30 protein-coding genes are annotated in these 26,612 nt (G+C 57.5%); 17 read left to right on the top strand and 13 right to left on the bottom strand.

The features are described 5' to 3' along the window. Positions 1–67: 67 nt before the first annotated feature. From RMO15_RS03525 to RMO15_RS03510, 4 genes are all read right to left on the bottom strand, one after another. Positions 68–328, bottom strand: coding sequence for a prepilin-type N-terminal cleavage/methylation domain-containing protein (locus tag RMO15_RS03525; RefSeq protein ID WP_309707854.1), 261 nt, complete (start codon positions 326–328; stop codon positions 68–70). 137 nt (positions 329–465) lie between these two features. Further along, positions 466–2,259 (bottom strand): hypothetical protein, encoded by a 1,794-nt coding sequence (locus RMO15_RS03520; protein WP_309707852.1) that lies wholly within the window; start codon positions 2,257–2,259, stop codon positions 466–468. Between the two features lie 75 nt (positions 2,260–2,334). Next, the gene (locus RMO15_RS03515) at positions 2,335–3,525 is read right to left on the bottom strand and encodes a type IV pilus twitching motility protein PilT (RefSeq protein ID WP_309707850.1); all 1,191 of its coding nucleotides are present in this window, start codon (positions 3,523–3,525) and stop codon (positions 2,335–2,337) included. A 4-nt stretch (positions 3,526–3,529) separates the two neighbouring features. Beyond that, positions 3,530–5,338: an ATPase, T2SS/T4P/T4SS family gene (locus tag RMO15_RS03510; RefSeq protein WP_309707846.1), complete on the bottom strand. Its 1,809-nt coding sequence runs from the start codon at positions 5,336–5,338 to the stop codon at positions 3,530–3,532. A gap of 374 nt (positions 5,339–5,712) precedes the next feature. On the opposite strand from RMO15_RS03510, the gene RMO15_RS03505 reads away from it, so the two are divergent. From RMO15_RS03505 to hscB, 5 genes are all read left to right on the top strand, one after another. Then, complete coding sequence (locus RMO15_RS03505) at positions 5,713–6,180, top strand: Rrf2 family transcriptional regulator (protein ID WP_309707843.1); 468 nt, start codon at positions 5,713–5,715, stop codon at positions 6,178–6,180. 6 nt (positions 6,181–6,186) lie between these two features. Beyond that, positions 6,187–7,407, top strand: a complete 1,221-nt coding sequence (locus RMO15_RS03500) for an IscS subfamily cysteine desulfurase (RefSeq protein ID WP_309707841.1) — start codon at positions 6,187–6,189, stop codon at positions 7,405–7,407. Positions 7,408–7,458: 51 nt separating this feature from the next. Next, a complete protein-coding gene (gene iscU, locus RMO15_RS03495; RefSeq protein WP_309707839.1) occupies positions 7,459–7,851 on the top strand; it encodes a Fe-S cluster assembly scaffold IscU in 393 nt (130 codons plus the stop codon). Positions 7,852–7,993: 142 nt separating this feature from the next. Beyond that, positions 7,994–8,353 carry an iron-sulfur cluster assembly accessory protein gene (locus RMO15_RS03490; RefSeq protein ID WP_309707837.1) on the top strand — a complete coding sequence of 120 codons (360 nt, stop codon included), beginning with the start codon at positions 7,994–7,996 and terminating at the stop codon, positions 8,351–8,353. Next, positions 8,353–8,916 (top strand): Fe-S protein assembly co-chaperone HscB, encoded by a 564-nt coding sequence (hscB, locus tag RMO15_RS03485; RefSeq protein WP_309707834.1) that lies wholly within the window; start codon positions 8,353–8,355, stop codon positions 8,914–8,916. Before RMO15_RS03490 ends, hscB begins: the two co-directional genes overlap by 1 nt. Before the next feature lie 8 nt (positions 8,917–8,924). On the opposite strand, the gene RMO15_RS03480 is transcribed toward hscB, so the two are convergent. Both RMO15_RS03480 and prfB read right to left on the bottom strand, forming a co-directional pair. Continuing rightward, positions 8,925–9,545: a 5'-nucleotidase gene (locus tag RMO15_RS03480; protein ID WP_309707831.1), complete on the bottom strand. Its 621-nt coding sequence runs from the start codon at positions 9,543–9,545 to the stop codon at positions 8,925–8,927. Next, positions 9,526–10,669 (bottom strand): peptide chain release factor 2 gene (gene prfB, locus RMO15_RS03475; RefSeq protein ID WP_369016068.1). Its coding sequence is split into 2 segments (ribosomal slippage): positions 9,526–10,599 and positions 10,601–10,669, totalling 1,143 coding nucleotides; the frame shifts between segments, so codons are not numbered across the junction. Before prfB ends, RMO15_RS03480 begins: the two co-directional genes overlap by 20 nt. 76 nt (positions 10,670–10,745) lie before the next feature. Here prfB and RMO15_RS03470 point away from each other — a divergent pair. The 4 genes from RMO15_RS03470 to rfbD all read left to right on the top strand — a co-directional run bounded on the left by RMO15_RS03470 (position 10,746) and on the right by rfbD (position 14,547). Beyond that, a complete protein-coding gene (locus RMO15_RS03470) occupies positions 10,746–11,216 on the top strand; it encodes a DUF2231 domain-containing protein (protein WP_309707822.1) in 471 nt (156 codons plus the stop codon). A 7-nt stretch (positions 11,217–11,223) separates the two neighbouring features. After that, positions 11,224–12,429 carry a hypothetical protein gene (locus RMO15_RS03465; protein ID WP_309707820.1) on the top strand — a complete coding sequence of 402 codons (1,206 nt, stop codon included), beginning with the start codon at positions 11,224–11,226 and terminating at the stop codon, positions 12,427–12,429. A gap of 72 nt (positions 12,430–12,501) precedes the next feature. After that, positions 12,502–13,689 carry a citrate/2-methylcitrate synthase gene (locus tag RMO15_RS03460; protein WP_309707819.1) on the top strand — a complete coding sequence of 396 codons (1,188 nt, stop codon included), beginning with the start codon at positions 12,502–12,504 and terminating at the stop codon, positions 13,687–13,689. Positions 13,690–13,692: 3 nt separating this feature from the next. Then, the gene (gene rfbD, locus RMO15_RS03455; protein WP_309707817.1) at positions 13,693–14,547 is read left to right on the top strand and encodes a dTDP-4-dehydrorhamnose reductase; all 855 of its coding nucleotides are present in this window, start codon (positions 13,693–13,695) and stop codon (positions 14,545–14,547) included. Between the two features lie 6 nt (positions 14,548–14,553). Here the strand turns inward: rfbD and RMO15_RS03450 are convergent, their stop codons facing one another. From RMO15_RS03450 to RMO15_RS03440, 3 genes are read right to left on the bottom strand one after another with little or no spacing between them, the layout of a single operon-like run. Next, complete coding sequence (locus RMO15_RS03450) at positions 14,554–15,273, bottom strand: phytanoyl-CoA dioxygenase family protein (RefSeq protein WP_309707816.1); 720 nt, start codon at positions 15,271–15,273, stop codon at positions 14,554–14,556. A gap of 4 nt (positions 15,274–15,277) precedes the next feature. Further along, a complete protein-coding gene (locus RMO15_RS03445) occupies positions 15,278–15,553 on the bottom strand; it encodes a hypothetical protein (protein ID WP_309707814.1) in 276 nt (91 codons plus the stop codon). Beyond that, entirely contained in the window at positions 15,550–16,065 is a 516-nt protein-coding gene (locus tag RMO15_RS03440; RefSeq protein WP_309707812.1) for a hypothetical protein, read from the bottom strand. The genes RMO15_RS03445 and RMO15_RS03440 overlap by 4 nt, the downstream gene beginning before the upstream one ends. A gap of 83 nt (positions 16,066–16,148) precedes the next feature. Between RMO15_RS03440 and RMO15_RS03435 the strand changes: the two genes are divergently transcribed. The 7 genes from RMO15_RS03435 to RMO15_RS03405 all read left to right on the top strand — a co-directional run bounded on the left by RMO15_RS03435 (position 16,149) and on the right by RMO15_RS03405 (position 20,398). Beyond that, positions 16,149–16,502 carry a hypothetical protein gene (locus tag RMO15_RS03435; RefSeq protein WP_309707810.1) on the top strand — a complete coding sequence of 118 codons (354 nt, stop codon included), beginning with the start codon at positions 16,149–16,151 and terminating at the stop codon, positions 16,500–16,502. Then, positions 16,499–17,038: a hypothetical protein gene (locus RMO15_RS03430; protein WP_309707809.1), complete on the top strand. Its 540-nt coding sequence runs from the start codon at positions 16,499–16,501 to the stop codon at positions 17,036–17,038. Before RMO15_RS03435 ends, RMO15_RS03430 begins: the two co-directional genes overlap by 4 nt. 15 nt (positions 17,039–17,053) lie before the next feature. Further along, complete coding sequence (rpsT, locus tag RMO15_RS03425; protein ID WP_309707807.1) at positions 17,054–17,323, top strand: 30S ribosomal protein S20; 270 nt, start codon at positions 17,054–17,056, stop codon at positions 17,321–17,323. Between the two features lie 67 nt (positions 17,324–17,390). Continuing rightward, positions 17,391–17,855: a 30S ribosomal protein S6 gene (gene rpsF, locus RMO15_RS03420; protein ID WP_309707805.1), complete on the top strand. Its 465-nt coding sequence runs from the start codon at positions 17,391–17,393 to the stop codon at positions 17,853–17,855. A 98-nt stretch (positions 17,856–17,953) separates the two neighbouring features. Beyond that, positions 17,954–18,499 carry a single-stranded DNA-binding protein gene (locus tag RMO15_RS03415; protein WP_309707804.1) on the top strand — a complete coding sequence of 182 codons (546 nt, stop codon included), beginning with the start codon at positions 17,954–17,956 and terminating at the stop codon, positions 18,497–18,499. Positions 18,500–18,522: 23 nt separating this feature from the next. Next, on the top strand, positions 18,523–18,780 hold the full coding sequence (gene rpsR, locus RMO15_RS03410) for a 30S ribosomal protein S18 (RefSeq protein ID WP_309707802.1): 258 nt from the start codon (positions 18,523–18,525) through the stop codon (positions 18,778–18,780). 73 nt (positions 18,781–18,853) lie between these two features. Next, positions 18,854–20,398 carry a hypothetical protein gene (locus RMO15_RS03405; RefSeq protein WP_309707800.1) on the top strand — a complete coding sequence of 515 codons (1,545 nt, stop codon included), beginning with the start codon at positions 18,854–18,856 and terminating at the stop codon, positions 20,396–20,398. Here the strand turns inward: RMO15_RS03405 and RMO15_RS03400 are convergent. From RMO15_RS03400 to RMO15_RS03390, 3 genes are read right to left on the bottom strand one after another with little or no spacing between them, the layout of a single operon-like run. Then, entirely contained in the window at positions 20,395–21,222 is an 828-nt protein-coding gene (locus RMO15_RS03400; protein WP_309707799.1) for a tyrosine-type recombinase/integrase, read from the bottom strand. The genes RMO15_RS03405 and RMO15_RS03400 overlap by 4 nt on opposite strands. A 5-nt stretch (positions 21,223–21,227) precedes the next feature. Continuing rightward, positions 21,228–23,102 (bottom strand): hypothetical protein, encoded by a 1,875-nt coding sequence (locus tag RMO15_RS03395; protein WP_309707797.1) that lies wholly within the window; start codon positions 23,100–23,102, stop codon positions 21,228–21,230. Positions 23,103–23,114: 12 nt separating this feature from the next. Beyond that, entirely contained in the window at positions 23,115–23,900 is a 786-nt protein-coding gene (locus RMO15_RS03390; RefSeq protein ID WP_309707796.1) for a peroxide stress protein YaaA, read from the bottom strand. Positions 23,901–23,952: 52 nt separating this feature from the next. Between RMO15_RS03390 and RMO15_RS03385 the strand changes: the two genes are divergently transcribed. Further along, entirely contained in the window at positions 23,953–25,155 is a 1,203-nt protein-coding gene (locus tag RMO15_RS03385; RefSeq protein WP_309707795.1) for an aminotransferase class I/II-fold pyridoxal phosphate-dependent enzyme, read from the top strand. Here the strand turns inward: RMO15_RS03385 and RMO15_RS03380 are convergent. Next, the gene (locus RMO15_RS03380; RefSeq protein WP_309707794.1) at positions 25,120–26,310 is read right to left on the bottom strand and encodes a hypothetical protein; all 1,191 of its coding nucleotides are present in this window, start codon (positions 26,308–26,310) and stop codon (positions 25,120–25,122) included. The genes RMO15_RS03385 and RMO15_RS03380 overlap by 36 nt on opposite strands. Positions 26,311–26,612 lie beyond the last annotated feature (302 nt).

Genomic DNA, 26,612 nt, shown 5'->3' with positions numbered 1-26,612 from the left:
TTTCATCCTGTAGAAATTACCAGTATTTTTTGTCCTGTACTGAGATATAGGGCATCATGGTATCCGTTCATAGCTTCTGAGTGGGCCCCGTCGGCCCTGTACTAGGACATGCCTGATAGCGTGGCAGCACGGTTTCATCGTAATCTTGAAGATACATCATGAACGCAGTGCCAAGCTGGCGCATATTGGAGAGACAAGAGACAGAACGTGCTTTATCGCGCGCTTGCGCAAACACGGGGAAAAGAATCGCAGCCAAAATCGCAATTATAGCGATAACAACTAGTAACTCGATCAGCGTAAACGCAGACCGACTCCGATGATGAGACATTACTTACACCTCGCAAAGGTTTAATTTAGCAAACAACCTGTGTTCGAAGGTGCGATCAACTTTTCATTATATTTTAATAACAGACAACCACTTGACGGCAATCATAACTGATATTCCTTGATCCGTCAAGGAGTATGTTAATTTTTTTTCATAAAAATTTCCGATAGTCTGTCGGGGGTGTTTCCGGTACGCTCCAACAGAGAGAGACGCTCCCCACCTAGGTAGTCGAACTTCACCTCACGCTGGCCATCCACTTGAAAATTAAGCGCCGTCGCCCGTGTCTTTGAGGCTCGGATCGTGTCACGTAGTAGCGTGCTGGTGAAGGGTTGGCCATTGAGGAGGGTGAGCGTGTTGCCGATGCTCAGCCCTGCTTGGGCGGCAAACGAGTCGGGTTCAATGGCGACGAGCTTTCCTTCCAACACCCGAAATCCCAGTGAGTAGCGGAAGTCAGTGAGGGTATCGCGCTCACGCTTGGGGTCACGAACCTCCCCAAGGCGCTCCGGCCAGCCAGCTAGCTCTAGACCGAGGCGGGGCGCTCGTGGATCGAGGGAGTCGAAGCGACTATGGAGCCACTGCCCCCAATCTTGGCTGGGGAGGGTTGCCTTCAGTGCCGCAACAAGCTCGTCTTCCGTGTAGGGCCGGACTTCCGGGCCACGGTTGATCCCTCCGAAGAAGCGCCGACAAAAATCGTCCAGAGAGAGTTTCTCCCCGCTTTTTTGCCGAATGAGTGCATCGGCCTCCAGCCAGTGGAGCATGCTCTCGTAGTAGACATCATTGGAGAGCCGCAGCCGCTTGCCATCGCCCTTGCTCGCGATAAGAGGGTAGGCCAGTGCTGCCTCACGGAGCGACTGCCACTTGCGCACCTCACGCCCATCAAGCGAGAGAAGCTGCTGACGCAGATGCTCCCGTTCGGCCTCGAAGGGATAGAAGCCACTGCGTACCATCAAGATCTCTCCGAGATACTCCGTCATGCCCTCATAGACCCAGAGCAAGTCCGTCGAGAGCGGCTGGTTGAAGGTCTTGCCTGCGAGGCCATACGGACGCCGAAACTTACCATTCCAGCTATGGACATACTCATGTGGCAAGAGATTCGCATTCCACTGCCCTGGAGTTCCTGTACCATCACCCAGCGCATTGGGCCGTAGAACATTGACCGTGGACTCATGGTGCTCCAGGCCATACTGCGGCAGCTTATCGGTGAGTGCCAGCAGGAAATTAAACTTATCGTAGTGCCGCGCCCCGAAGAGTGCCGCGCTCTCCGTGACGAGCTTCTTCATGCAGCCAAGCACATGGGTATTGGGCGTCGCTCCTTCGTCGCTATCGGCAATCACGGCCAGCGTGTGCGAGACGCCATCCGGGCTGGGAAGATCAAAGCGCTTGAGGTACTTTCCCGCAAAGATCGGAGAGTCGGCGAGGCGCTCTAGTGAGACCGTGGGAGTGCTCGGCAGCGATGTCGCCTTTTGCCAGCCGTCGGGCAGTAAAAGAGTGGGGGCAAGCTGTATTGTACGGACATCGGCACCCCGTGGTGCGAGAAAGAGCGCACTGGGATTGATCACCGCCAGGTTGGCCGTCGCCGCCACCCCGTAGGCGATCTCGTTGGTGTCGCCTTGTCGAGGCAGATAGTCAAAGTGCGCCTCCAGCTCTCTGGTTCCTGGGGGCACGGTTAGCTTGAAGGCGTAGCTATCGTAGCCATCGCGCTGCCAGGCAACACTCTTCCCACTCGCCGAGAAGCCAAGCCGCACCAGGTTCTGCACTGGCCCCACAGGCTCGTGCATCCCGGGAATCCACTTGGGATACTCCAAAGTCAGCGGCCCCGGCTTTACGGGGAAGCGCAGCTTCACATGGACAACTTGCTTACTACTGACCTCACGGGCATCCATCGTGAGGGTTATTGCAGGAGAAGTAGCAGAAACGGGGGCGAGAAAAGGCATAAACTATCTTACCTGAAAAGACAAGAGCCTCCTGTGTTTGAACACAAGAGGCTCACTAGATTGACGCTGTCGCAACTACCGACGACGGTTCTTCGCGTTTTCTCCACCGTCAGCCAGAACCATCTCCGCCTGCATGAGCATGTTCTCAAGCTCCGTGCGGTTCATGGCCTTGGCAAGCGCATTCTCCTTGGTAATGATTCCCTTCATCGTGCTATCGCGAAGGCACATGTCCATGGTCTGCATCCCGATATTTCCCGAGGTCTGGATCATGGAGGTGATCTGGTGGGCCTTGGCTTCACGAATCAGGTTGCGGATAGCGGGCGTGGCGATCATGATCTCCTGAATACAGACACGGCCTCCCCCAATGCGAGGCAGAAGCTGCTGCGTCAGCACAGCGATCAAGTTGTTGGAGAGCTGAAGGCGGATCTGCTCCTGCTGTCCAGGCGGGAAAGAGTCCACGATACGGTCAACGGTCGAAGCCGCGGAGTTGGTGTGGACGGTCGCAAAGACAAGGTGGCCCGTTTCCGCCGCAGAGACGGCGAGTGACATGGTTTCAAGGTCTCGCATCTCCCCCACCAGAATGACATCCGGGTCTTCTCGGAGAGCGGCACGCAGGGCGTTGGAGAAGCTCTTCGTGTCTTGTCCCAGCTCGCGCTGGTTCACCACCGACATCTTGTGGCTATGGAGATACTCAATCGGATCCTCGACCGTCAGGATATGCTCCGAGCGGTTCAGGTTGATGTCATTGAGCATCGCGGCCAGAGTCGTGGACTTGCCCGAGCCCGTCGGACCGGTGACGAGCACCAGACCACGGGTATTGTGCGCAATCTTCTCGACAATTGGCGGGAGTTTCAAGTCTTCCAGGGTCGGAATCTTGGTAGGAATGGTTCTAAACGCCGCCGCCACGGTTCCTCGGTCACGGTAGAGATTCACACGGAAGCGACACGCTCGGCCCAGCGCATAGGAGAAGTCGAGTTCCATCGTGGACTCAAACTTCTGGATCTGCTCATCGGTCAGGATATCGTAGTTGATGCGCTGGCTGGTCTGCGGGGTAAAGGGCTCGTAGGGAGCCTGAAGAAGCTTACCATCCACCCGAATAACCGGCGGGAGCCCTGCGGCGATATGGAGATCAGAAGCGCCTTTGGTTTCAAAAACCAGGTGCAGTAGCTCATCAATGTGGGCATCTTCCAGCGAGCGTACACGCCCACCTCCCGCCCCCACCATTCGCTCTGGCTGGGGAACTTGATCCGGTCCTGGGGTTGACATAACTTTATCCTTCTCCTGCAGTGAAGACGACGCGTCGGACTTCGGGAATATCGGTAATCCCACGCAAGATTTTAATCAGTCCATCTTCACGCATCTTCATCATTCCGTTGCGCGTCGCGCCCTCCGTGATATCTCCCAACGAGGCGCGGCGCACAATCAGATCCGCAATATCATTGTTCATGGTGAGCATCTCGTGAACCCCGGTACGCCCTTTATAGCCCGTCTCGCCACAGACATCACAGCCTGCGCCGCGTCCTCGGTAGAGGGTTATGGGCTGATCCAGATCGGTCTTATCAAGACCAAACTCTTCCATTGCCTCAAAAACACTGGGCTTACCAAAGTTAAAGGGAAGTAGCTCGCGGGCCGTTCCCTGGTAGGTCTCTTTACAGTTAGCACAGACCGTACGGCCAAGGCGCTGTGCAAGAATTGCGATCAGGGTCGCCGCAATGAGAAACGGCTCCACTCCCATGTCCGCAAGACGCATGGTCGCGGACGGCGCATCGTTGGTGTGGAGGGTCGAGAGCACTAAGTGGCCAGTAAGCGCGGACTCGACCGCAATATCGGCCGTCTCAAGGTCGCGCATCTCACCCACCATGATGATGTCCGGGTCTTGACGTAGGAAACAGCGAAGCGCGTTGCCAAAGTTCAGACCCGCTTTCTTGTTAATCTGAACTTGGGTGACTCCCATGAGCTCGTACTCAACCGGATCTTCAACCGTGATGATATTTCGCTCGATCTTGTTGAGCTTGTGGAGCACGGAGTAGAGAGTGGTCGTCTTCCCCGATCCGGTTGGGCCCGTCACGATAAACATTCCGTTAGGCTGCTCGACGAGCTGCTCCAAAGGCACCATGATCTCGGGGCGGAAACCAAGGCGCTCTAGACCGATCTGGGTCGAAGATTTATCAAGAATACGCATGACGATCTTCTCACCGTACATAGACGGCAGACAAGAGACGCGCATGTCGTAGTCTTTTTTGTTGTGCTGAAGCCCAATACGACCGTCCTGAGGAACGCGCTTCTCAGCGATATTCATCTCGGACATAATCTTACAGCGGGCCACCACGGAGTTTTGGATCAGCTTGGGAATCGGCATCACCTCGCGGAGAACACCGTCAATTCGGTAGCGGACGCGCATGCTACGGCGAAATGGCTCCATGTGGATATCCGAGGCACCCATGTCGATGGCATTGGAGAGGATCGCATTGACCATTCGGATAATAGGTGCCGCGTTCTCATCGTCGCCCTCGACGATTTCATCGTCCTTGCTTCCCCCTTTGGAGTCCACAATGGTATTGATGAGGGAGCTCATGTCCTTCATACTCACACCGGGTTGGGCAGCACCACCGCTAGACTTGACAACCGCCGCCCCGGTTGTCGGAGCGGTCAGAGCCGCGCCGTAGTTCTCTTTAATCGCGGCTTCAATATCCGTAGGAGCCGCCGCAAGCGCACGTACAATAGGGATGCGAGAGGCAACCTTGATGTCATCTATCGCCGGGACGTTGCGTGGATCGGCCATCGCGACGTAGAGTGTCTGACCATCTTTGCGAACCGGGATCGCCTTGTGGCGCGTGACGATATTCTGTGGAACGACGTTCAGCGCCGATGATTCTGGTTTATGCTTGGTGATATCGACAAACGGGAGCCCTTCAGACTCCGCCCAACACTTATAAACATCCACCTCCATGGCGAAGCCTTTGTCCACCACGGCCTTACGTAGATCTCCGCCAACGGCCTTGGCTTCTTCTAACTGCGCGGCTGTGAGAAACTGCTTCTCCAGGAGAACGTCCGCGAGACTTTTGCGTACATGTGCCATTTGAGTCAACCCTCCCCGAAGTTTCCGTCTAGAGTCAGACGGTTAATGATGCCAGCGATTTCCCGGAGTGCTCTCGGGCCTGTCGCAATGACGGGTGTTCTCGTGTGGTATGAATCGTGTTGTTTCAACACTGAAATTGGTACTCTCAACCTGCCCCCGCCGAAGTAAACTCTTTTAAGTGCCCGAACTCGAATGAAGATCAGGATAGCCGATTATAACATAGGGCCGTTTCCTGACGCAATTCAAACATTTGTTCTATTTTTTTATTGCGAATCATTCTCGCTCTTGACAGTCGTTTCCAGAGCCGATACTATAACCTCGTAGTTGGCGACAAATTCAGTCGGCGACTTAAAAAATCGGGAACTTCAAGCGCCGTGTTCACGTTTACTAAAAAGACAGACTATGCCCTTCTCGCCCTTTGTTTTCTCGCAACCGAGGGAACAGATCGCCTTGTGGGGCCGCGTGAGATCGCACAGCGCTATGAGATTCCCGCCGAGCTCCTGGCTAAAGTCATGCAAGCACTTGCAAAACGTAAGCTCATGGTCTCCGTTCCTGGCCCCACAGGGGGCTACCAGCTCGGGCGCGAGGCGATTCAGATCTCTATTGCGGAGATCGTCGAGGCAACCGACGGCCCTCTGGCGATTGCGCAGTGTTGGGAAGAGTCGGGGCTCGATGGCTGCCAACAAGCGCGCCACTGCCATCTGCGTGGCCCTCTGGCACGCATTCAAGAGCAGATGGCTGGGATTCTGCGCCAGATGACCCTGGCGGATGTCCTCGCCCCGGAGCCACTTCGCGGCGGTCGTTTTGGAAATGCCGTCCCTTTAATCATGGCCCAAAAATAAAAAATTATGAGCGTCAAACTACCTATCTATCTCGATAACAATGCCACCACGCGAACGGATCCCCGTGTCGTGGAGGCCATGCTTCCCTACTTCTCCGAGGTCTACGGCAATGCCGCCTCGCGTAGCCATAGTTTCGGCTGGGCTGCTGAAGAGGCAATTGATATTGCCCGTGCACAGCTTGCCAAAGTGCTTGGTGCAGACCCGAAAGAGATAATCTTCACGTCGGGGGCTACCGAGTCGAACAACCTTGCCATCAAGGGAGTCGCCGAGATGTACGCCGAGAAGGGCGATCACATTATCACGGTCGTCACCGAGCACAAAGCGGTTCTGGACACCTGTAAGCACTTAGAGAACGAAGGCAAGTCAGTTACGTATCTTGGTGTCAGCAAAGATGGCCTGATTGATCTCGACGAGCTGAAAGCTGCCATCACGGATAAAACCATCTTGGTCTCGATCATGGCGGCCAACAACGAGATCGGCGTGATCCAGCCTCTCAAAGAGATCGGCGCGATCTGCCGGGAGAGAGGCGTGCTCTTTCACACAGATGCTGTCCAGGCCTACGGAAAGATCCCGCTCGATGTCAATGCACTCAATATTGACCTGCTCTCTTTCACCGCGCACAAGATCTATGGCCCTAAGGGAATCGGGGCACTCTATGTCCGCCGTCGTAACCCGCGTGTCAAGCTGACGGCCCAGATTGATGGTGGCGGCCACGAGCGCGGCTTCCGCTCGGGAACCCTCAATGTGTCTGGAATTGTCGGTTTTGGTAAGGCCGCCGAGCTCCTGATGGAAGAGATGGAGTCTGAGGCGGAGCGACTGACCGCCCTCCGTGAGCGCATGACTCGGACGATCATGGATGCCTGTGACAGTAGCTACATCAACGGCCACGCAACCCAGCGACTCCCTGGCAACCTGAACATCAGCTTCGAGTTCGTCGAGGGCGAGAGCCTGCTAATGGGCCTGAAAGATGTCGCGCTCAGCTCCGGCTCCGCGTGTACATCGGCATCCCTGGAGCCCAGCTACGTGCTCAAAGCCATGGGCCTCGGCGATGAGCTGGCACATAGCTCGCTTCGCTTTGGCCTGGGTCGCTTCACGACCGAAGAGGAAGTGGACTGGGTCGCACGAAAAGTCATCAGTGAGGTCAGCCGCCTGCGCGATATGAGCCCCCTCTGGGAGCTACATCTTGAGGGCGTGGATCTGGCTACCGTCAAGTGGAACGCGCACTAAACCACACCCTAGCCCCCATCGGACGGGGGAAAACGATAAGGAACTAATAAAATGGCATATTCTGAAAAAGTTATTGATCACTACGAGAACCCACGCAACGTGGGCTCATTCGACAAAAATTCCCTAGAAGTCGGGACGGGCATTGTGGGCGCTCCGGAGTGCGGCGATGTCATGAAGCTCCAGCTCAAGATCAACGAGTTCGGCGTGATCGAGGACGCTAAGTTCAAGACATTTGGCTGCGGCTCCGCGATTGCCAGCTCCAGCCTCGCCACCGAGCTGGTCAAGGGCAAGACCCTGGAAGAGGCGATGCAGATCACGAACTCCGATATTGTCCAAGAGCTCGCGCTTCCTCCCGTCAAGATTCACTGCTCCGTTCTCGCTGAAGATGCTATCAAGGCCGCTATCGAGGACTACAAGGCCAAACAGGCACTGGCGATTAAGTAAACGCCCAATGGAATTGGGCGTCAGCAATGGCTTCGTTCCTCAGCCGCAAAGCCCGTGCCGGGCTACAAATATTCCCAGCCCGGCACGGGCTTAGCAGCCGCAGGCTATTGCAGACGCCGATTTCAATCGGCGGAGAATGAAAATGGAAACGATCCCGACAACAGAACCAATTGTGACACTGACCCCGGCTGCGATTGTTGCCGTGAAGCGTCAAGCGAAAAAGAAGGGCATGGAGAACGCTCTTCTGCGCCTCGGTGTGCGCGGCGGCGGTTGCTCGGGGCTATCCTATGTTATTGACTTTGAGCTTGATCCCGATCCTGAGTTCGACCTGCTCTACCAGCAGGAAGAGCTTGGGGTCGTGGTGGATATTAAGAGTGCCAAGTTTCTGAAAGACACCACCCTCGACTACAACATCAAGAACCTGATGGAGGGCGGCTTCGTCTTCGAGAACCCCCAGGCGGTACGCTCCTGCGGCTGCGGTACCAGTTTCACCGCGAAGTAATGCCCGAATTTCTCGATCCGATGGCGTCCTACTTTGAGATTCTGGGCGTCAAGACGGCGGCAACGGACGAGGAGCTTTCGTCGCAGTTTCGCACTCTCTCCCGTCGCTTCCACCCCGATAGATTTGCCGTGGCAAGCGCGGAAATCCAGGACGACGCGCTCACCTCAACAGCTCTCGTCAATGACGCGTACCGAATCCTGAAAGACCCGTTCGCCCGCGCGGAGTACTTGCTTCGTCGTGAACGTAGCATCAAGCTCGGGGAGCTGCGCGATGCCAAGCCTCCCAAAGCGCTCTTCGCTACCGTCATGGAGCTACAAGAGGCGCTGATGGAGTTTCAAGAAGGCGACGAGAGCCAGCGTAGTAGCTTAGAGGCGGCACGAGTGGAGTTTTCGGAAGCCTACGATGCGCTCAAAGCCAAACTTCACCAGCTTTTCCTCACCTACGATGCGGGCGAGATGGAGACAGCACTGGACGGAATGCAGGAAGTGGCGGCAACACGCGGCTATCTTCGGCGCGTGCTGGACAACCTCAACCGCACGATCCCCCCGCCCAGCGGGGGTTAGGGGGGAAGCTACTTATCCACCCGAACAATGCGGCCTTCCACTTTGGCGGTAAAGCCTGCGGGGAGCGCTTTGAGCGCATCGGCGAGAGTGGCCGTTTTTGCTCCCGCGATGATCTGCTCTTTCTTCCAGATCTGGAAGTAGCCCTGCTGACCATCGGCGAGAGGCCTAGTGGTGGCCAATTTGTAGAGCTTTTTAGGATCGAGCGCTGCCCCCCCCACGGTCACTTTTAAGACGCGCTCCCCGATATCGTTGGTGCTGTTGTACTGAAACACCAAACCCGAGACCTGAAGAAAGCCCGCGAACGGGGTTCCGGCAAACGAGACGGAGCGCTCCAAGGCATCTTTGAGCTGGCTCCCTCGCACACTCAGCACGACGACCTCATCCGTGGCGGGATCGAGCAGAGCCATCGCGACCTCCGCCGACACGGCTTTGCTGCCTTTGAAGGCGGCGGCGGGAATGAGGGCCACATCGGCTCCCACGGCCAGACGAACCGCATCGGCCACCAGGTTACCGGCCTCGGCCTCTCCTAAGCGAATGGCGGTCTTCTCTGTCTGGGCCTGCACCGGGAGGACAAAGCCCCCCAGTACAAGAGCCGCCAGAGTCAGAAACTTAAATCTCGTTGTCGTCATCGGTTGCATCTCCTGCTGCCCCTTTTCCTGCAAACCAGCGCAAGTAGCTCAGCTGTAGCGCCTCAAGGTTACCATCCATTGTCGCGTTAATATCCGTCACTTTCACCCGGCTACGGAGATCCGTAATCTGGGTGTAGGGCTGAAAAACATAGCTCCGAATCTGGCTTCCCCACTCAATGCGCTGCTGATCGCCGCGAATCTCGGACATCTTCTGGTCGAACTTACGCGACTCCAGCTCGCCTAGCCTTGCTTTTAAGACACGCATCGCGACCTCTTTGTTTTGGAGCTGACTACGCTGATCCTGGCAGGTCACCACGATATTGGTCGGAAGGTGCGTGATCCGAATCGCACTGCTGGTCTTGTTGACGTGCTGTCCACCCGCGCCACTAGAGCGATAGGTATCAATCCGCAGGTCTTTATCGTCAATCACCAGCTCGCTGTCGTCCTCGATCTGCGGAAGAACTTCGACGGCGGCGAAGCTTGTCTGACGTTTTCCGTTGGCATTGTAGGGCGAGATGCGCACCAAGCGATGCACTCCGTGTTCGGAGCGGAGCATCCCATAGGCATTGCGTCCCGTCACGAAGACCGTCGCCGACGAGATCCCCGCCACTTCCCCCGGAAGCTCATCGTTTACCTCCGCCTTGAAGCCATTAGCCTCAGCCCACCGGAGATACATTCGGAGTAGCATCGCGGCCCAGTCACACGCCTCGGTGCCACCTGCTCCTGGCTTGATCTCTAGGATGGCATCGTGGGTATCGTACGGCCCTGAGAGCAGGGTCGCGTTCTCCACTTTATCAATGCCTGCCAGAATCGCATTCAGCTCCGCGATCACTTCCGGCTCATAAGCCTCGGGGTCGTCATCTGACTCGGCCATCTCCACCAAAGTGCGGGTATCATCGAGCTTCCGCTTCAGGTCTAAGTAAGGCAGAACCTCCTCTTTAGATTTGGCCAGGGCCTGCATGGTCTTCTGGGCACGGGCCACATCGTCCCAGAGCGTCGGTTCTGCCGCGAGCGCTTCGAGCTGTGTTATCTCTTTGTTTCGACGAGGAAGGTCAAAGATGCCTCCCGATATCGTCGAGGCGCTCCGCAAGCAGGCTTAAATCTTTAGATACATCCGCCAGCATATAGTTTCACCCTTAACGAAAGTACAGGCCGCCAAATGCGGCGACCTGTCTGCGATTATTGTATCATGGGAGTGTTATGCCTCAGGAAGACCCTATCAAGCTCTGGCAACATCTTCATGGTGCCAGCGTTCACTTCGCTCTAGCTCTCGCTCTTGTTTCCGTTGCCTTCGATGTTGGCAGTAAGATTTTTGGAAAAAAAGAGTGGCGCACCGTCGGTTTCTGGTCACTCGTTGTTGCCGTCTGCTTTGCGTTTCCCGCGATCGTCTCAGGTCTCTGGGGACAGCTTGGCTGGTTCAAGGCCGACCCGTGGGTCACGGAGCCTGCGGAGCATCTCTTCCGGCACCGGAACTTTGCTCTGGGCGGCAGCATTACCTTACTGCTGCTGCTGCTTTGGCGGAGTGCCACCAGTGACTTTGGGGTTGCCCATAGCGCACGGGATCGTAAAGCGGGTCAGGCCTATATCCTCTACCTGGCTATCGCAGTGCTTGCGGCGGCGGCAATGGGCTATACAGGCTATCTCGGCGGCTACGTCGCTCGCGGTTATTGAGTTCATTATGCGTCCTAAAATTTTCACTCTACGTAATCTTTTTCTTGCCGTGCTGGCACTGGGTATTTTTGGTGGCCTCGCTCTCTGGGGCTCGCGCGGGTTTCCTCTTCCCTTTGCGGGTGTTCCCAGTACCGCAGGTAAGATCGCCTTTGCATGGGAAAGAGACGGCCAAACAGATCTCTATCTCGCCAGCGCAACCGGCGGTGAGCCCGTGCGCCTCACCAATACCCCCGCACAGGAAGATGAGATCGTCTTCTCGCAGGAGGGACAGCATCTTGCATTTACGGCGGATCGCAGTCTTGATAGTGTGCGCCAGATTAGCCTGACCGAAGCCGCTCCCGCCCGTAAAATCATCACTCTGACCACTACAGCGGCAACCAAAGAGCTGCCACAGTTTAGCAGTGATCGCGACCTCTTTTTTCTGGATAGCGGAAAAGTAGCACGGACAACAACAGATGCTTCGGATGCTACGGCAATCTTCCCGACGGTTCAAGACAAGCGGGACAACGCTCTGCTGGGTGCCCTCTTTGCAGAGGGAGGAGTCGCCCGGTTCGCGGTTGCCAATGATGGCGAGATTATTCTTGCCGCCGTCAAGCGCGAGCGGGGTGAGGTGCTGGCAGTCTATCTCAAGAACGACAAGACTCTTGCGCTTCTGGGTTCCGCCCAAAAGCTTCAATTCCAGGCACTCAGTGACGGAAGTTTTGTGGTTCTGTTTAGTAGTGGCTCCCCCCTAAAAGAGCCCATCACGATTCCCACACCCAAGAACACGGAGGAGGGGCAAGCGGAAGCCGACCAGCTCACAGGCCTCCTTAGTCAGCTGGGCGGGCAGACGGATGCAATGGAGGGCCAGGCGTTTCTGGTGCGCTTCGATAGCTCCTTCAAGCCCGCCAACGCCATTCCGTTCCCCTTTTCCCCTTCGGGTTTTGCCATCGCTCCCGATAATCAAACGGTGGGTATTTTTGTAACGGAGGGCGATACCGATAAAGTAGGACTCTTTGTCGGAGGGCTAGCATCACAAGAGCCGCCTCAGCGCATCTTCGACAAGCCCGTGAGCGCCATCACGTGGTCGCCAGACAGTAGCTCTCTTGCCTTTCTGTCTGCAAACGACCTTCTTATCACTCCGTCAACCGGCACAGCAACCCCGCTGAACCTCACCAATGGCAAAGGACGAGCACACTCACCCGTCTGGTCACCAACTGCCACCAAGAAATAACGTTGACAGAAAAATGGGAACCAAGGTACTATCCTTCGGTTATTCCCTCCGAAAAGGATTGTTTAGAAAAACATGAGTTCTCCTGAGACCCAGACAACGGAACCTAAGATCTACGATGGTTTAAAAGGCGTTATCGCTGCCAAAACGGAGATCGCGGAAGTGGACGGACAGAACGGTAAGCTGACCCTACGCGGCTACGATATCAGCTCTCTGTCTGGAAATGTCACGTTCGAGGAAGTTTGCTTTTTACTATGGCATGGCAAGCTCCCCAACCGTGGCGAGTACGATGCCCTCAAGGCGGAGATGTCGGCGGCGCGTGAGCTGCCCGAACCCACTCTGGCAACCCTCCGGGCCTGTGCGCCTTTTGCAGACGGCATGGATATTCTGCGGATCGGGGTCTCGACACTGACCATCGGCGATGATGCGGTGGACTGGCCCATCAATGCCCCGGCAGACATGCCTTCGGCACTGCGCCGTGCAGCACGACTCCAGGCACAGATCGCTGCGGTTGTCGCACACGGGTATCGTTTAGGCGAGGGTCTTGAGATCGTCGAGCCAAAGCCCGAGCACGGTCTCGCAGAGGGTCTTCTCTACATGCTGGAGGGCAAGGAGCCGAGTAAGGCGCGTGTCGCCGGTCTCAATGCCTACTTAGTCGCGGTTGCGGAGCATGGATTCAATGCCTCGACCTTTGCAGGGCGCGTGATTCAGTCCACAAACTCGGACATGGTCTCGGCGCTGACGGGCGCGATTGGGGCGCTCAAGGGCTGGCTCCATGGGGGTGTCCCCGGCCCCGTGCTAGACATGCTCGATGAGATCGGGACGGCAGAGAACGTGCAGCCTTGGATTAGCGCCGCACTAGACCGCAAGGAGCGCATCATGGGCTTCGGGCACCGTGTCTACCAGGTTCGTGACCCCCGCGCCGCCCTTCTCTCCGACGCTGCCGATAAAATGGCAGACGAGACGGGTGACCACCACCTTCTTGACTTGATCAAGATTGTTGAGCAGACCACAGTGGACGAACTGGAGAAGCGTAAACCGGGCAACAAGCTCCGCGCCAATGTTGAGCTCTACGCCGCGCTGATTCTGCACGCAGTGGACATTCCCTCAGAGATGTTCACGCCGGTCTTTGCGGTTGGGCGAACCAGTGGCTGGACAGCCCATATCTTGGAGCAGATGCCCAAGAGCTTGATCATTCGGCCTGAGTCTATCTACTCGGGGCCGCGTGGTCTCTTGTTTATCCCGATGGACGAGCGCGAGTAAGCCATGCGCCTGCTGATTGTGGGCGCAGGCGGGATGTTGGGAAGCGATGTCGTGGCTGAGGCACAGCGCCGAGGCCACGATCTTGTTGCTCTGGAAGGCCGCACGGCGCTCGACATTACGAACCTAAACGATGTCAAGGCGTGCCTAGCGGTAAATCGTCCTGAGACCGTAATTAACTGCGCGGCCTGGACCAATGTAGACGGTGCAGAGAGCGAGCCTGAGGCAGCGTGGCGGCTCAATGCCCTCGGGGCGGCCCATCTGGCGGCGGCCTGTGCGGAAACGAATTCGTGGCTCCTACAAATCTCCACCGATTTTGTTTTTGACGGAACCAAGGGGAGTGCCTACCATGAGTTTGACCCAGTAAACCCGCAGAGCGTCTACGGCGCGAGCAAAGAGGCGGGCGAGCGTCTTGTTCGTCAATGTCTTCCCAGTCGGCACATGATTGCCCGAACGTCTTTTCTCTACGGCAAGCAGGGCAAGAACCTAGTGGACACCATTGTGCGCGCCGCAAAGTCCCGCCCTAGCCTAACGTTTGTGGAAGATCAGCTTATCAGCCCGACGTCCACAGTGGATCTCGCCCGTGTCCTTCTGGATCTCGCTACCGATCCCCTTCCGGGAACCTATCATGTTGCCAACGCGGGTCAGTGCTCACTTCTTGAGTTTGCCCGCTTCATTGTCGCAGAGGCTGGTTTGAGCACCCCCGTTCTCGCCACTACCTTCGCCGAGTACGTCGCCACCGCCAAGCCTGCCGCATCGCGCCCCCAGGTCTCGCCCCTGGAGCGACGGATGCTCGCGCTACGCGGTATGGACACGATGCCGGACTGGAAAGACGCCCTCAAGGCATATCTGGTGCCATAGCGCGACTCACTCTTCTATCCAGTGTCTATACCGATCTATACCGCGCACCAGAGTGGGGTGCCAGCGCTTCCCATGGGAGTTGGTTGTACTCTGCTTGACCTCGGTTGGTACGTAGCGCAGGGTGAGGCCACAGCGTCGCCGCGTTGACACATTGGGAAGGCTCCCATGAATGAGGCAGCCATCGTGTAGGGAGGCAAACCCGGCTCTCAGTGGCAGGTTCACCGCGCTCGCCTCTTCTTCTTCCGTCACCGGCACCTCTTGGTTGATACTGAGCAAGTTTCCCGCCTGCTGGGCCTTCGTGTGCTCCCGAATCCCTGCGGCGTGTGAGCCGGGAACCACCCGCATGCACCCGTTCTCTTCATCGGCATCGTCAATTGCCAGCCAGACTGTCACCGCAGTGGCAGGCTCCAGCCCCCAGTAGGTCACGTCTTGGTGCCACGCAACAAACTTCGACGCCGCTTCGCCCTCGCCGTACTTACAGAAGAAGTGGGTTGCGAGCAGAAAGAAATCTGGCCCCAGGACTGTCTCCACCGCCTCCAGCACTTTCGGGTGTACTGCCAGTGCCGCGATAAACGGCTCTTCATTATGCCGATCCAGTAGCCCGATCTGTGCAGTCTCCCGCCCCACCCGCGCCTCTAGGGCATTAAACTGCTCCCGAACCACTGCCGCTTCGTCGGCAGACAGTACGGGAATGCTAGCCAGAAACCCCTCGGTGATAAAACTCATGAGGTCAGGAAGTCACCTTCACGTGAAATGCAATGGTCAGCTTGCCGTCTTCAGCTGTCACCTCTGCCCGCTTCACGTGAGCGAGGAGCGCGTTGATCTGTGAGGCCTCTGGCGCTTTTGCCTCTTTGGGAAGCTCGATCTCCTTGGTCAGGCCCTGCTTCAGTCCCTGAGCAATCGTCTCATTAATCAGCTCTTGACGAATCGGGATCACCCCCTCAATCTCAAGGCCAGCCAGCTCTTTGCCTCCCCCCGACAAGATTTTCTCTAGTAGCTCTCTCATGCCTTCTCCTCCGGGACGCGTAGGGAGAACGAAATGTCTAAAAAGCCTCGGCGTGTGCTGAGGGTCAGGCTCTCGATCAGCGGCGCAAAGTCATGCCCACTTTTCTCCTTCACCCGTGCGCCTAGATCAATGCTCAGGGTGGTGCCATTGGCTGTCACTCCCGGCATCAGCCCCGCCAGCAACGGAATCAGCGCCCCGACGAGCCCCCCCGGTGACTCCAACTCAATCACCGCGACAAGCTTGCCATTATTAGCCACCACGGGCTCAATGGTAAAGGGCAGCTCTAGGGTCTTAGGCAAGAGAAACTGATCAATCGCAATCACCGCAATAGCTTTATTTCCTTCCAGAAGCGCCACCATCACGCCTTTTACCGGGCCACCTTTTTTGGCAAGAACATCCTTGAGCGCCTGGTTGAGCAGTGCGCCAGGAACGGGGAGAGTTCCTTTAATGTGGGTGCCCGGCAGCGATGAAAACCCGCTGGCAAGTTCCCGCTCTAGTATCTTTTGTAGCATCGAAGTATTTATTCGTGGAGGTTGACGCTATCTCCTCCCTACGATATACTAGCCGTTGCGCCAAAATAAGGTGAGGTTTTTGCATGTCTTCAGAAGTGGCTAGTTTGATTCAGGAAAAAGTCAATGAGTACAGTGTGCTCGTGGCGCCGGTCGAGAACGCCATCCGGGAGCTACAGCTTCACCGAGGAATGCAGCGAGCCCGTGCGGAAGATGAGATCCATGCTCTCTCACCGGCTCTCTCTGCGATCTCGGAGACACTCGGAATATCGGTGCTGGACTTGCTCCTCTCCAAAGATCGAGAGACATTTCTGCGGGAGGCTGTTATGCAGGCAGCGTTGCCCATGGAAGTTATTCGGGAGCGTATCTTAGCCGCTGCGGGTACAGGCGGGGGTGAACAGCTTAAAGCACTCGGAATCCCGGAGGCAAGCGCACCATGAGGCCCAAGAACAACACGGCTCTTTTACTCGCTGTCGTGGGAGTTTGCCTTGGTGGGATGGTTATTCTTAACCGCGCCCAGTTCGAGAATCGCCCCAAGTCAGAAAATGAGATTCGGCAAGAGGAAGAGAACAAAGCAGCGGCAGCGGCACCGCATCAGACACAGACCTATGGAGATGCTCCGAGTCTGGAGGGCGAGCTTCTTGGTCTTCCTCCAGATGCATCGTTTGGCACTAAGGGATCGAACAAAGTTGTCACACTTGGCTACTCCTGGTCGCCCGAAGTCCAAGCTGAGCCCCAGAAGGCCGTAGACTCTCTCAAAGAGCTACGAACCTATTTAGACCAAGTCGGAGCACGCATGAATATGCGCTTTCGCTTGGTCAATACCGATGTGCAACGGGAAGTTCCGGAGGGAGTCTCCCTCGACGGCAAGGTTCTGATGGAGATGAATCTAGCCACTTTGACAGGGAAGGTCGCCCCCTTTGCACGAGATCTTATGCAGAAGCTACAACCAGATTCTGCGCCTACTACAAAATAAAGGATAGAAAGTTACATGCCCAATATCAAATCGGTCATTAAAGATGTCATCCGTTCCCGGCAGCGCCGGGATCGCAACAACGCCGCAAAGAGCAGGATGAAGACCTTCGTCAAGAAGACTTCACTTGCCATTCGTGGCGGTGATGCAGCGGAGATCGCGACCTCGCTCTCGGAGACTGTCTCCGTGATTGACCGAACCGCAAAACGCGGTATCATCCACAAGAACGCCGCATCGCGCCGCAAGTCCCGTCTTATGAAGCGGGCAGCAGCAGCCGTCAAGGCGTAATCATCTCACCCCCTGCCTCTCTTGTACGAAAAAGAGGCCGAAATTCTAGACCATAGGGAGAATTAAAATGGCAACAGCCTACGAGGCTATCTATATCGTGGACGCGACCCTGGCTGAAGACCAGGTAAAGGCGATCCTCGACAAATACAACGGTGTCATTACCAAGAGTAATGGCTCTGTCGAAGATGTTGATATCTGGGACCCGCGACGACTAGCCTATGTAATCAAGGGCCACCGCGAAGGTCGCTATATCGTCGTGAACTTTCTCAGCGATGCAGCCGCAAAGAACGAGCTCGATCGTATTTTCCGGATCAGCGATGATGTGATTCGCCACATGATCGTCAAGCAAGATCCGAAGGCGGACCGGTTCCCCTCTAAGACCCGTGCCGCTGAGCAAGAGCGCCGTGAGCGTGACGCTGCTGCCCGCGCTGCGGCTGCGCCTCTGGCTCCTCAGCCGATCACGGACCTGGGAACTTCGACCTCAGACGAAGAAGAGATCGAGATTCCGGGTACCGAGGGCGACGAGGAGTAGTTGATCACCAGCGCTGGGAGACGCTCTTAAGGGCTAGGTGAAGTGAGTGTTGACTTTAGTGACTTACAGCTTGTCTGTGAGTGAAGGATAAAAAGAGAATGTTGAATCGCGTGATCTTAATCGGGCGTCTGGTAGCAGATCCCGAACTAAAATATACCCCCTCGGGAATCGCCGTGGCGCAGTTTAGAATCGCCGTGGATCGGCCCCTCTCTCAAGAAGCCAAGCAGCAGGGCCAGGAGAAGCAGGCGGACTTCATTGATATCGTCGCCTGGCGCCAGAGTGCCGAGTTTGCGTCGCAGTATCTTACCAAAGGCAGGCTGGTTGCCGTCGAGGGCCGCCTGCAGATCCGTGAGTACCAGACGCAAGATGGCCAGAAGCGCAAGGCTGCCGAGATTGTCGCCGACAACCTCAAGGGGCTCGACCGAGCTCGTGATGGAGAAGGCGGTGAGGCAGGCGGCTATGCGGGTGGCTATGAGCAACCCGCAGCGGCCCCAGCGGCACGTGGTGGCGGTTACGAGCGAGCCGCAGCACCGGCGGCGGCACGCCCACAGGCTGGCTACGCTGGCGGTGGCGGCGGACGCGCACGGCAGGTGCCCGAGAATAACTACGATGACAGCGACCTCAGCGACCCGTTTGCTGAGTAGCGATAGAGCTAAGGAAAATTAAAATGGCAACCATTTCAAAGACGGTTAAGCCCCGTAAATTCAAAAAAGTCAAGCGAAAAGTCTGCTACTTCACCGTGCAGAAAGTGGATTTCATTGACTACAAGAACGTCTCTCTTCTGCGACGTTTTGTCAGCGAGCGCGGCAAGATCCTGCCTCGCCGCACCACCGGCACCAGCGCCAAACACCAGCGTCCGCTGGCACAGGCCATCAAGCGTGCTCGTGAGATCGCCCTGCTCCCGTTTGTCGCCGACGGTGTCTAAGTAAAACCCGCGACGATACGGTTAAGCGTATAAAGGCCAGCCTCCCACCATCAAAGGTGGAGGCTGGTTTTTTATGTTCGATAGGAAGCGTGAGCTAGAGGATGTGCGGGAGACCCTCTTGCGTGCTCAGAAACGCGGGGAGCGTGCGACTCTGGTGATCGGTGCGGGCTGCTCAGTATCTGCGGGGATCCCCCTCGCCGAGGAGTTTGTTCAGCGCATTGAACAGGAGTATCCTCAAGCGGCACAGCGTGCAACCGAGCGTAGCTACGATGCCTATCTGCACGCCCTCTCTCCGCTTGAGCGCCGCGCCCTTGTCGGTAAATTTGTCAAAAAAGCCCGTGTCAATCCCGCACATCTCGCCATTGCTCATCTAATCAAAGGCGGTTTTGTGGACCGTGTGCTCACCACGAACTTCGACCCTCTCCTGCCGCGTGCCTGTGCTCTCACCGGCGAGTTTCCCTCCGTCTACAATCTCCCTCAGCTCTCTCTCGATGACTTAGCGGAGCTTCCCGAGCAGGCCCTGTTCTATCTCCAGGGACAGAGTGCGCTAAGCGGTCGAAAACGCCCCCGGCTCCTCCGTGCGATCTTTGAGGAAGCCAGCCACAGCCGCCCCGTGATCGTCATCGGCTACCGCGGTGCAGACAGCACCCTCTTCCCACGCCTTGCTGCCCATTCCCGCTATGAGAATCGCCTCTACTGGGTGGGGGACGGGGAGATGCTTCCCTTAGAGCGTGTACTGAAGCGCCTTATCAGGCCAGGGAAAGAGGCCTACTGGGTGCCGGGCTACGATGCGGATACATTCTTGGTTCAGCTCGTCCGGCAGCTCGGGGTCTTCTCAGCAGACTTTGCGGATCGCCTCCTAGAGCACCCGCAGGCTGTACTGGAGACTCTCTCCCCCGCCGCCCAGCCCGATCAGCTCTTGGAGCGTCTGCCCCTCACCGGCTTTCCCACACCCAAAATCCTTCATCCGAGTGTCGCCGCGGCACAGCTTCGCGAGGCAGATAGCCTGGTAGATCGGGCACAGCTCAAGGCCAACCTGGAAGCCGATGCCCTCTTTGAGACAGCCTACGCACACTATGCGGGCGCACTGACATCCTCGGAAAACGTCGCAGAAGCGGCGACCCGCTGGGCAATGGCCCTCTCGGAGCAGGCAAAGCTCAAGACCGGCGTGGAGGCGGAGCAGCTTCTGCGACAAGCCTGTGACAAGTACCATGAGGCATTTCAGTACGCCCCTGGGGACCCGCAGATCGAGTACTTATGGGGGATGGCCCTAGCACGACGGGCACAACTGACGCGCGCTGAGAGCTCACTTCAGCATCTTCAGGAGGCGCAGGAGCACCTAGCACACGCCGAAGAAGGGCATCCGGGAATTGCGGCGTATTTTCTGGCGTGCCTCTGCGGCTCAAAGAACGATCTGGTAGGGCTGGAGCGCTGGCTGACCCGCTGTAAGAGCACTCACTGCCTGCCGCCACGTAGCCTGATCGAGAGCAATCCCGCCTTGCGCCTAGCAAAAGACATGCACTGGTTCGATGCACTCTTCGCTCCCGCGGAGCCCAAGCCAGCGGCGCTGACCAGAAACACGAGGGGACGTACTCCCCGTGCTACTTTGAGAGGCTAGGCCCGTGGATGAGCGGCGCGGTAGACAACCCTCAGGCGCTCGGTGGCGACGTGGGTATAGATCTGGGTAGTGGTGATGCGAGCGTGGCCCAGGAGCTCCTGGATGGCACGCAGATCCGCACCATGGTTGAGCAGATGGGTGGCGAAGCTATGACGCAGCCAGTGCGGCGAGGGGTTCGTCCCTAGCCCTGCCGTGAGCACGTTCTCTTTGACAGCCCGCCAGAGTGTCACCCGGCCCACACCCCCAAAAACGGGTTCGCTGGGTTTGACGCTCTCGGAGCACAGTAGGTGCAAACTCTCAAACACGATAGCGGCAAGCGGAACATGCCGCTCTTTGCCGCCCTTGCCTTGCACGAGGATCGTCCCCTGCTTGGAGTCAAGGTCACCCCAGCGCAAGTGCTGTGCCTCCGAGAGACGTAAGCCTCCTGCGTAGAGTAGCTCTAAAAGTGCCGCATCGCGCCTTCCTTTTGCCGTGGTACGGTCTGGGGCACGAAGCAGCTCCAGAAGCTGGGTGGTAGTCAGGGTATGGGGCAGCTTGCGCTCCGGGCGCGTCAGACTTGCGGCCACCGCCACCGGGTTGGTCTCTAGCTCGCCCTCACGGCTCAGAAACCGGCAATACGAAGAGAGCGCAGCACGTTTCCGGGCGACACTGGCAGGCGCGAGTCCAGCGGTATGGAGCTGGGCTAAGTAGCGCTCTATTCCTTCGGAGGTGAGAGGGAGCTGGCTCTTTTCCCACTGCGCTAGATCACGTCTGTAGGCCAATGCTGTGTTCTCCGAAAGGCCGCGCTCTGCACGAAGATGCATCAAGAAATCGTCAATGCCCATCAAAATCAGATCTTTAGAAACGGAAGGAGATTTTTCAGGTAGGCACGCAGATTTGTCGTGGGAAATTGCTCGCGCTCTTTTTGAAGCCGGGTGCTCTCCCGCTCAAACTCGGCGACTTCCATCTCCAGGCGCTGGATATCTACATTAACGTTCTTCGCCGAAGTACTAAACTTGTGCCACTCGTCCTCAAACTCTTTTTCCATCTCACGACACCAGTTCTGAAGGGTCGTGATCTGGTGTTGAGGAATCCCGGGCAAGTTGGTGCGGCGAGAGAGCTCCAAAGCATTGGTCACCCCGACGGCTTCTAGCTCACGCTTGACCTGAACCGGCATCCCGTGGATCGTGATGACCCGGTTCACCAGTACTTGCCGTAGCTTCTCCGCAACATAGTCCGCTTGTGCCCCTTGCGCCGCTTGCAGAGCTTGCGGCGAGGCTCCTCGGGTACGGGTGGCGACCCGGTCTTTACGCTCGGCAGCAAGCTGGGTCATCTTGGCGATCTCCGCATTGAGCTCGTCTAGGAGCTTGCGGTGTGGCCAGTTGGCGTAGCCGATCCCGACGGCGTTGACCAGCCAGAGTAGTAAAAATAGCGGCAGGTAGGTGCCGGGCACAACTTGCGCGAGAAGCAGGGCCACCAAAACCACACCCGCCAGCGCTGCCCGGACAGCGAGGAGGTTTTTCTTCTCTCTTTCCGCAAACGCCGACTCATTGAGCTGAATCAGGTAGCGAAAGACATCTTTGGTAGCCTGGCGTTGCCCCATGTGACGGTAGCTCGTGCCCGCCTGCCACCACTTGTCATGCGTCACCACCTCACTGTAGGTCTGAATCCAGTCCAGGTTCTCGGCTTTCTCATGGCGCTCTTGAACCGTCGGCTCGGGGGGACCAACAAGCTCTGCGGGGAGTGGTTTGGGTGGTTCGGTGATGATGGCGGGAAGCAAAGTGGAGTCAGGGCCATGGGCGAGGGCATCACTCAAACGAGCCAGAGAGTCGGCGAGCTCTTCATCCTTATCAAGCTCCGCTTGGGCCCGCAGTGAAGAAAAGACGGGCGAGCTTTCCGGATCGCGCAGATCCGAGGCTTTAAAGAGCAGGCTCTCGCCATCGCCAAACTTGGTCCAGAGGCTTGGATCGCGGGCAATCGCCAGCAGGGCGGTCTGCATCACCAGGCAAGAAAAACGATCCAGCCCGACTCCGAAGTGCTGGACTTGCCGCTCAGGGTGCTGGTAGTTCACATGCCCCAGCTCTGGCGAGGGGTAGCCTTCCAGTCCCGGCACAAACATCCCATCGTAGTCTACGAGAGTAATATGGCTCCCGTCTTCGTTGATCAGCAGGTTGTCGTGCTGCCAGTCGCCGTGGGCCATGCTCGCCGTCTCTAAGCGCTGGAGCAGCTCCCCCAGCGAGCCCACGAGGCGACGCAGGCGCTCGGGATTATCGCGGTTTTGCTCCACCCAGCGCCCCAATGTCGTTCCCTGTGCCCAGCGCATCGCAATGGTCGGGTACCACTTCCCGGCGATCCGCATCCCGCTCTCCACAAAGCGAAACGGCACAAAGACATCGTCGAGGTTGGCGATCTGGGTAGCAAGGAGCCGGTAGCGTGTCCCACGAGTGATTCCGTAGCTTCCTTGCGGGTTGGTGAAGCAGCGTAGCGCCCAGTCCGTGCCATCGTGGCCGCGCAGGCGAAACACCACGGCAAAGCGCCCGGTGTAGGCAATGGGCAGTCCTTGTCGGTTCTCAGCGACCTTCACCCCCGTTAGTAGCGGGTCGCCGAGGGTCAGCCCTGGACTCTGGATGGCCTCGCGGTAGGCCACTGCATCGGGCCACTCGGAGCGCCCTTGCCGGGTACTGTTGGAACTACTCTCGCTAACCTCCGCCTGATTGAGCCTCATGTGCCCTCTATTTTACCCTAAGTTGGGCAGCACTATCTCAAGTTGCTGCGCCTGTCCCGGCTTCGTCAGAGGCAAAAGTTCCACATCGGCTCCCAGAGTGGCAACCAGCTGTGCCAGCTCCCGTGCGGTCCGAAGTGTCCCCCGGTACTGTGCAATCGCCCGGACAATGCGTCCCTTGGTCGCTTTATTGAAGTGCATAATCAGCTTAGGTGCCCCCGAGGGCATTTTCTGGAGCACGCGCACCGTGATGGCTCGCTCGGCAACACCTACGGGCAGCGGTCCCAGCTTCACATAGCTCCCCGAGCGTAGGTCAAGCAAGAGTTCGGGATCGCTTGCTAAGAGCGGCGTAAGAGAGTCGCGCCAGAAACCTGCGAGTCCACCTATCTGGGGCAGAGTCGTGTCCCCCGAGAGGCGGTAGGCGGGAATCAGATCGGCGAACCCGACAAAGCCAAAGAGCGCACTAGCGATCCAGACCGAGTCGGTGAGCTTTTGCCGCTGGGCTTTGGTGAGGGTCGCCGTATCGAGCTGGCCGTAGAGCACACCCGTGTAGACCTGCCACGCAGGGGCAGTCGGTGCACTCCAGAGTCCCTGGTTACGGATTACTTCGTCGGTCTGGTTCTCGGTCAGCCCCAGCACTCGAAGCGCCTGCTGAGGCTCATTGTTGCAGAGCGTGGTGAGTGTGTCCAGAAGCTGCTGGCGGGGCGCTTTGAGCTCAGGAAATATCAGCTTGGTCAGATCTACCGGTGAGCCTTTTGGAAGAGAGGTCTTGCCCTCAGAGGGCGGGAGCAGAATGCGCATGGTCTAAGTCGTATTCTACCCCGCACCGTGAACCGGGGTAAAATAGGCCACCATGCCTATTCGTACGTCGCAAAAAGCCGCACAGTTTCAAGAGTCCGTGATCAGGGAGATGACCCGCCTCTTTCTGGCCCACGGTGGCCCGGACGGCGTCAATCTCGCGCAAGGTTTCCCAGACTTTCCGGCACCTGAGGCGATGAAAGAGGCAGCATGCGCGGCGATTCGGGCAGATATTAACCAGTACGCGATTACCTGGGGCGCAAAGTCGCTGCGAGAGGCGATTACAGCAAAAACGGAGCGACACTACGGAGCTCGTCCCGACCCAGAGCGGGAGATCACGGTGGCCTGTGGCGCAACCGAGGCGATGATGGCGGCACTTCTGGCCCTCACCGATCCGGGCGACGAAGTAATCGTCTTTGAGCCGTTCTATGAAAACTACGGGCCGGATGCCGTGCTCTCGGGCGCAACACCACGATTCGTGCGCCTCCACGCCCCAACATGGCGGCTCGATCCCGAGGAGCTTGCCACCGCGTTTAATGAGAAGACCAGAGCGATTATTGTCAACACTCCTCACAACCCCACAGGGAAAGTGTTCTCTATTGAGGAGCTGGGCTGGATTGCGGCACTCTGCCAGAAGTGGGACGTTGTTGCGATCACCGATGAGATCTACGAGCACCTGGTCTACGAAGGGACGCACCACCGCCTTGCGGATATTGACGGAATGGCGGAGCGCACGGTGACGATCACCGGCCTCTCCAAGACCTACAGTGCGACCGGGTGGAGAATCGGGTGGCTCATCGCGCCCCCCGAGGCAACGGTGGCGATCCGGCGCGTCCACGACTTTTTGACGGTCGGGGCAGCGGCACCGCTTCAGGAAGGCGCAGCCATGGCGCTGGGCTTCCCAGACTCCTACTACGCGGAGTTGGCGGCAAAGTACAAAGAGAAGCGCGATAGCTTTCTGAAAGTCGTGCGCGACGTGGGCCTTGTCGCGGAGACACCGCCTGGTGCCTACTACATTCTCGCCGACGCGTCGCGCTGGCTGGAAGCGTTTGGCCTCCCCGATGATCAGGCACTGGCGCAGTGGCTAGTTCGCGAGCGTGGCCTAGCGGTTGTCCCTGGCAGCAGCTTCTTTAAAAACCGTGCCGACGGTGCTCGACTCATTCGCTTCTGCTACTGCAAAAAGCCCGAGACTCTTGAGCGAGCCACGGAGCTCTTGCGCAGTCTACAGCCAAGCGAGCGTGGGGTAGGCCGCGCCTAAAGCCTCTCCATCACCAGACACCACCTGGCTTCCCTCGGGGCGGCGAAGGAGTCGTAGTCGGGTGCCGTCGGTGATGAGATCGGCCTTGAAGCTCTCGCTCGTAAAGCGGTAACGGTGCAGGCCCTCGGCAGGGTCGGCAACGCGCTCAATCGTGACTTCATCGGGCAAGCCGTCGTGCATCAGCAAGAGAACCGCCTCGTGCAACTCACCCACAGTGGTAAATCTCTTCTCCCACACCGATGTGGCAAAGAGCTGTGCTGGAAAGAGCACGATGTCATCAGGGTCGGGCAAGACTGTCCGAGCGATCTGAGGCGTGTCCATACTCCAGTTCAGACTCCCTGACTCGACCAATCCGACAAAGGGCTTGCCGGGAAACTCGTTCTCAATGCGAAGCGGCTTGCCGGTCAGATCCGTGGTAATGCTTCCGGGAACCGCCTTATCGTCTACAAGCACTTTTACCTGGTAACCTCCCTCAAACGGCTCCGCACGCAACGTGTAGCCGGGCAGACGGTAGGTAATGACCAATCCTCCACTAGGAGCTTCCGCCAGAATGGTTTGCGCCCGCAAGTCCGAGCTAACAAAGGGAGGGCTTGCATTGATTAGCTCCCCGGATGGCCCCAGATGGATCGTGCTGCGCTCGACTTTCTGAGTCAGCCCCAGTGTCACCTTGGCCTGGTAGCGCTTGGCGATCACCCGCTTACCCCCCACTTGCATCGGAATCGCGCCATCCGCTGTCAGCTCCACCAAGTCCAGCGCGGGTCGCTCGCGGGTGTAGCCAAGCTGCCAGAACCGCAGCGGCTTGCCTGCCGCCTCTCGCTCCGCGATCCGCTTACCCAGAAAGAGCCGCAGGTCGTGGAAGGTTAGGAGTGGCGCATCCAGCGGAATCACGCCCCCCAGCGGCTTTTGGAGCTTCCAGCCACCGCGGACGGGCAGTGCTTCCCAGCGCGAGAGCTTTCCCACGACAGTCGCGGTGGTCCCGCTGACGGCATAGGGGCGAAACGTGGAGATGGTATCGTCGGACTCGACACGTACTGGCCCCTCGGGGCTTGCCGATAGCGTAAGCTTTGCAGTGGTCTTGGTGCCATCCGTGAGGGCAATCTTATAAGAAATGGGCTCGGTGAGAGTTAGGAGGAGGCATAAGAAAGGGGCCAGCATACACCTATTCTACCCTCCCCCAAAAGATTCCTCACCACATGAGGGAGCGAATATCCTTTGCACAGGTTTAGAAATAGAAGGAGATAATTCACTATGCCGGTGCTGCCAAAGCATTTCCTATTTTGGATGTGGCTGTCTCAAATAGGGGTGAGGTATCATAGATGATGTGATACAACGTCGTGTTTTAATTGGTTTTCTAGTGTTATCGGGCTACGGTGTATTCATGGGCTGTGGAGGCAGTGGAGGCGACGGTTCTGCCCCCACCCCCACCCCACCGCCAACTCCAGCACCTACCCGAGTAC

The sequence above is a fragment of the Armatimonas sp. genome (assembly GCF_031410135.1).
GTDB lineage: Bacteria > Armatimonadota > Armatimonadia > Armatimonadales > Armatimonadaceae > Armatimonas.
Note: the sequence above shows the minus strand (reverse complement) of the source record. Positions and strands in the feature narration are given on the sequence as shown.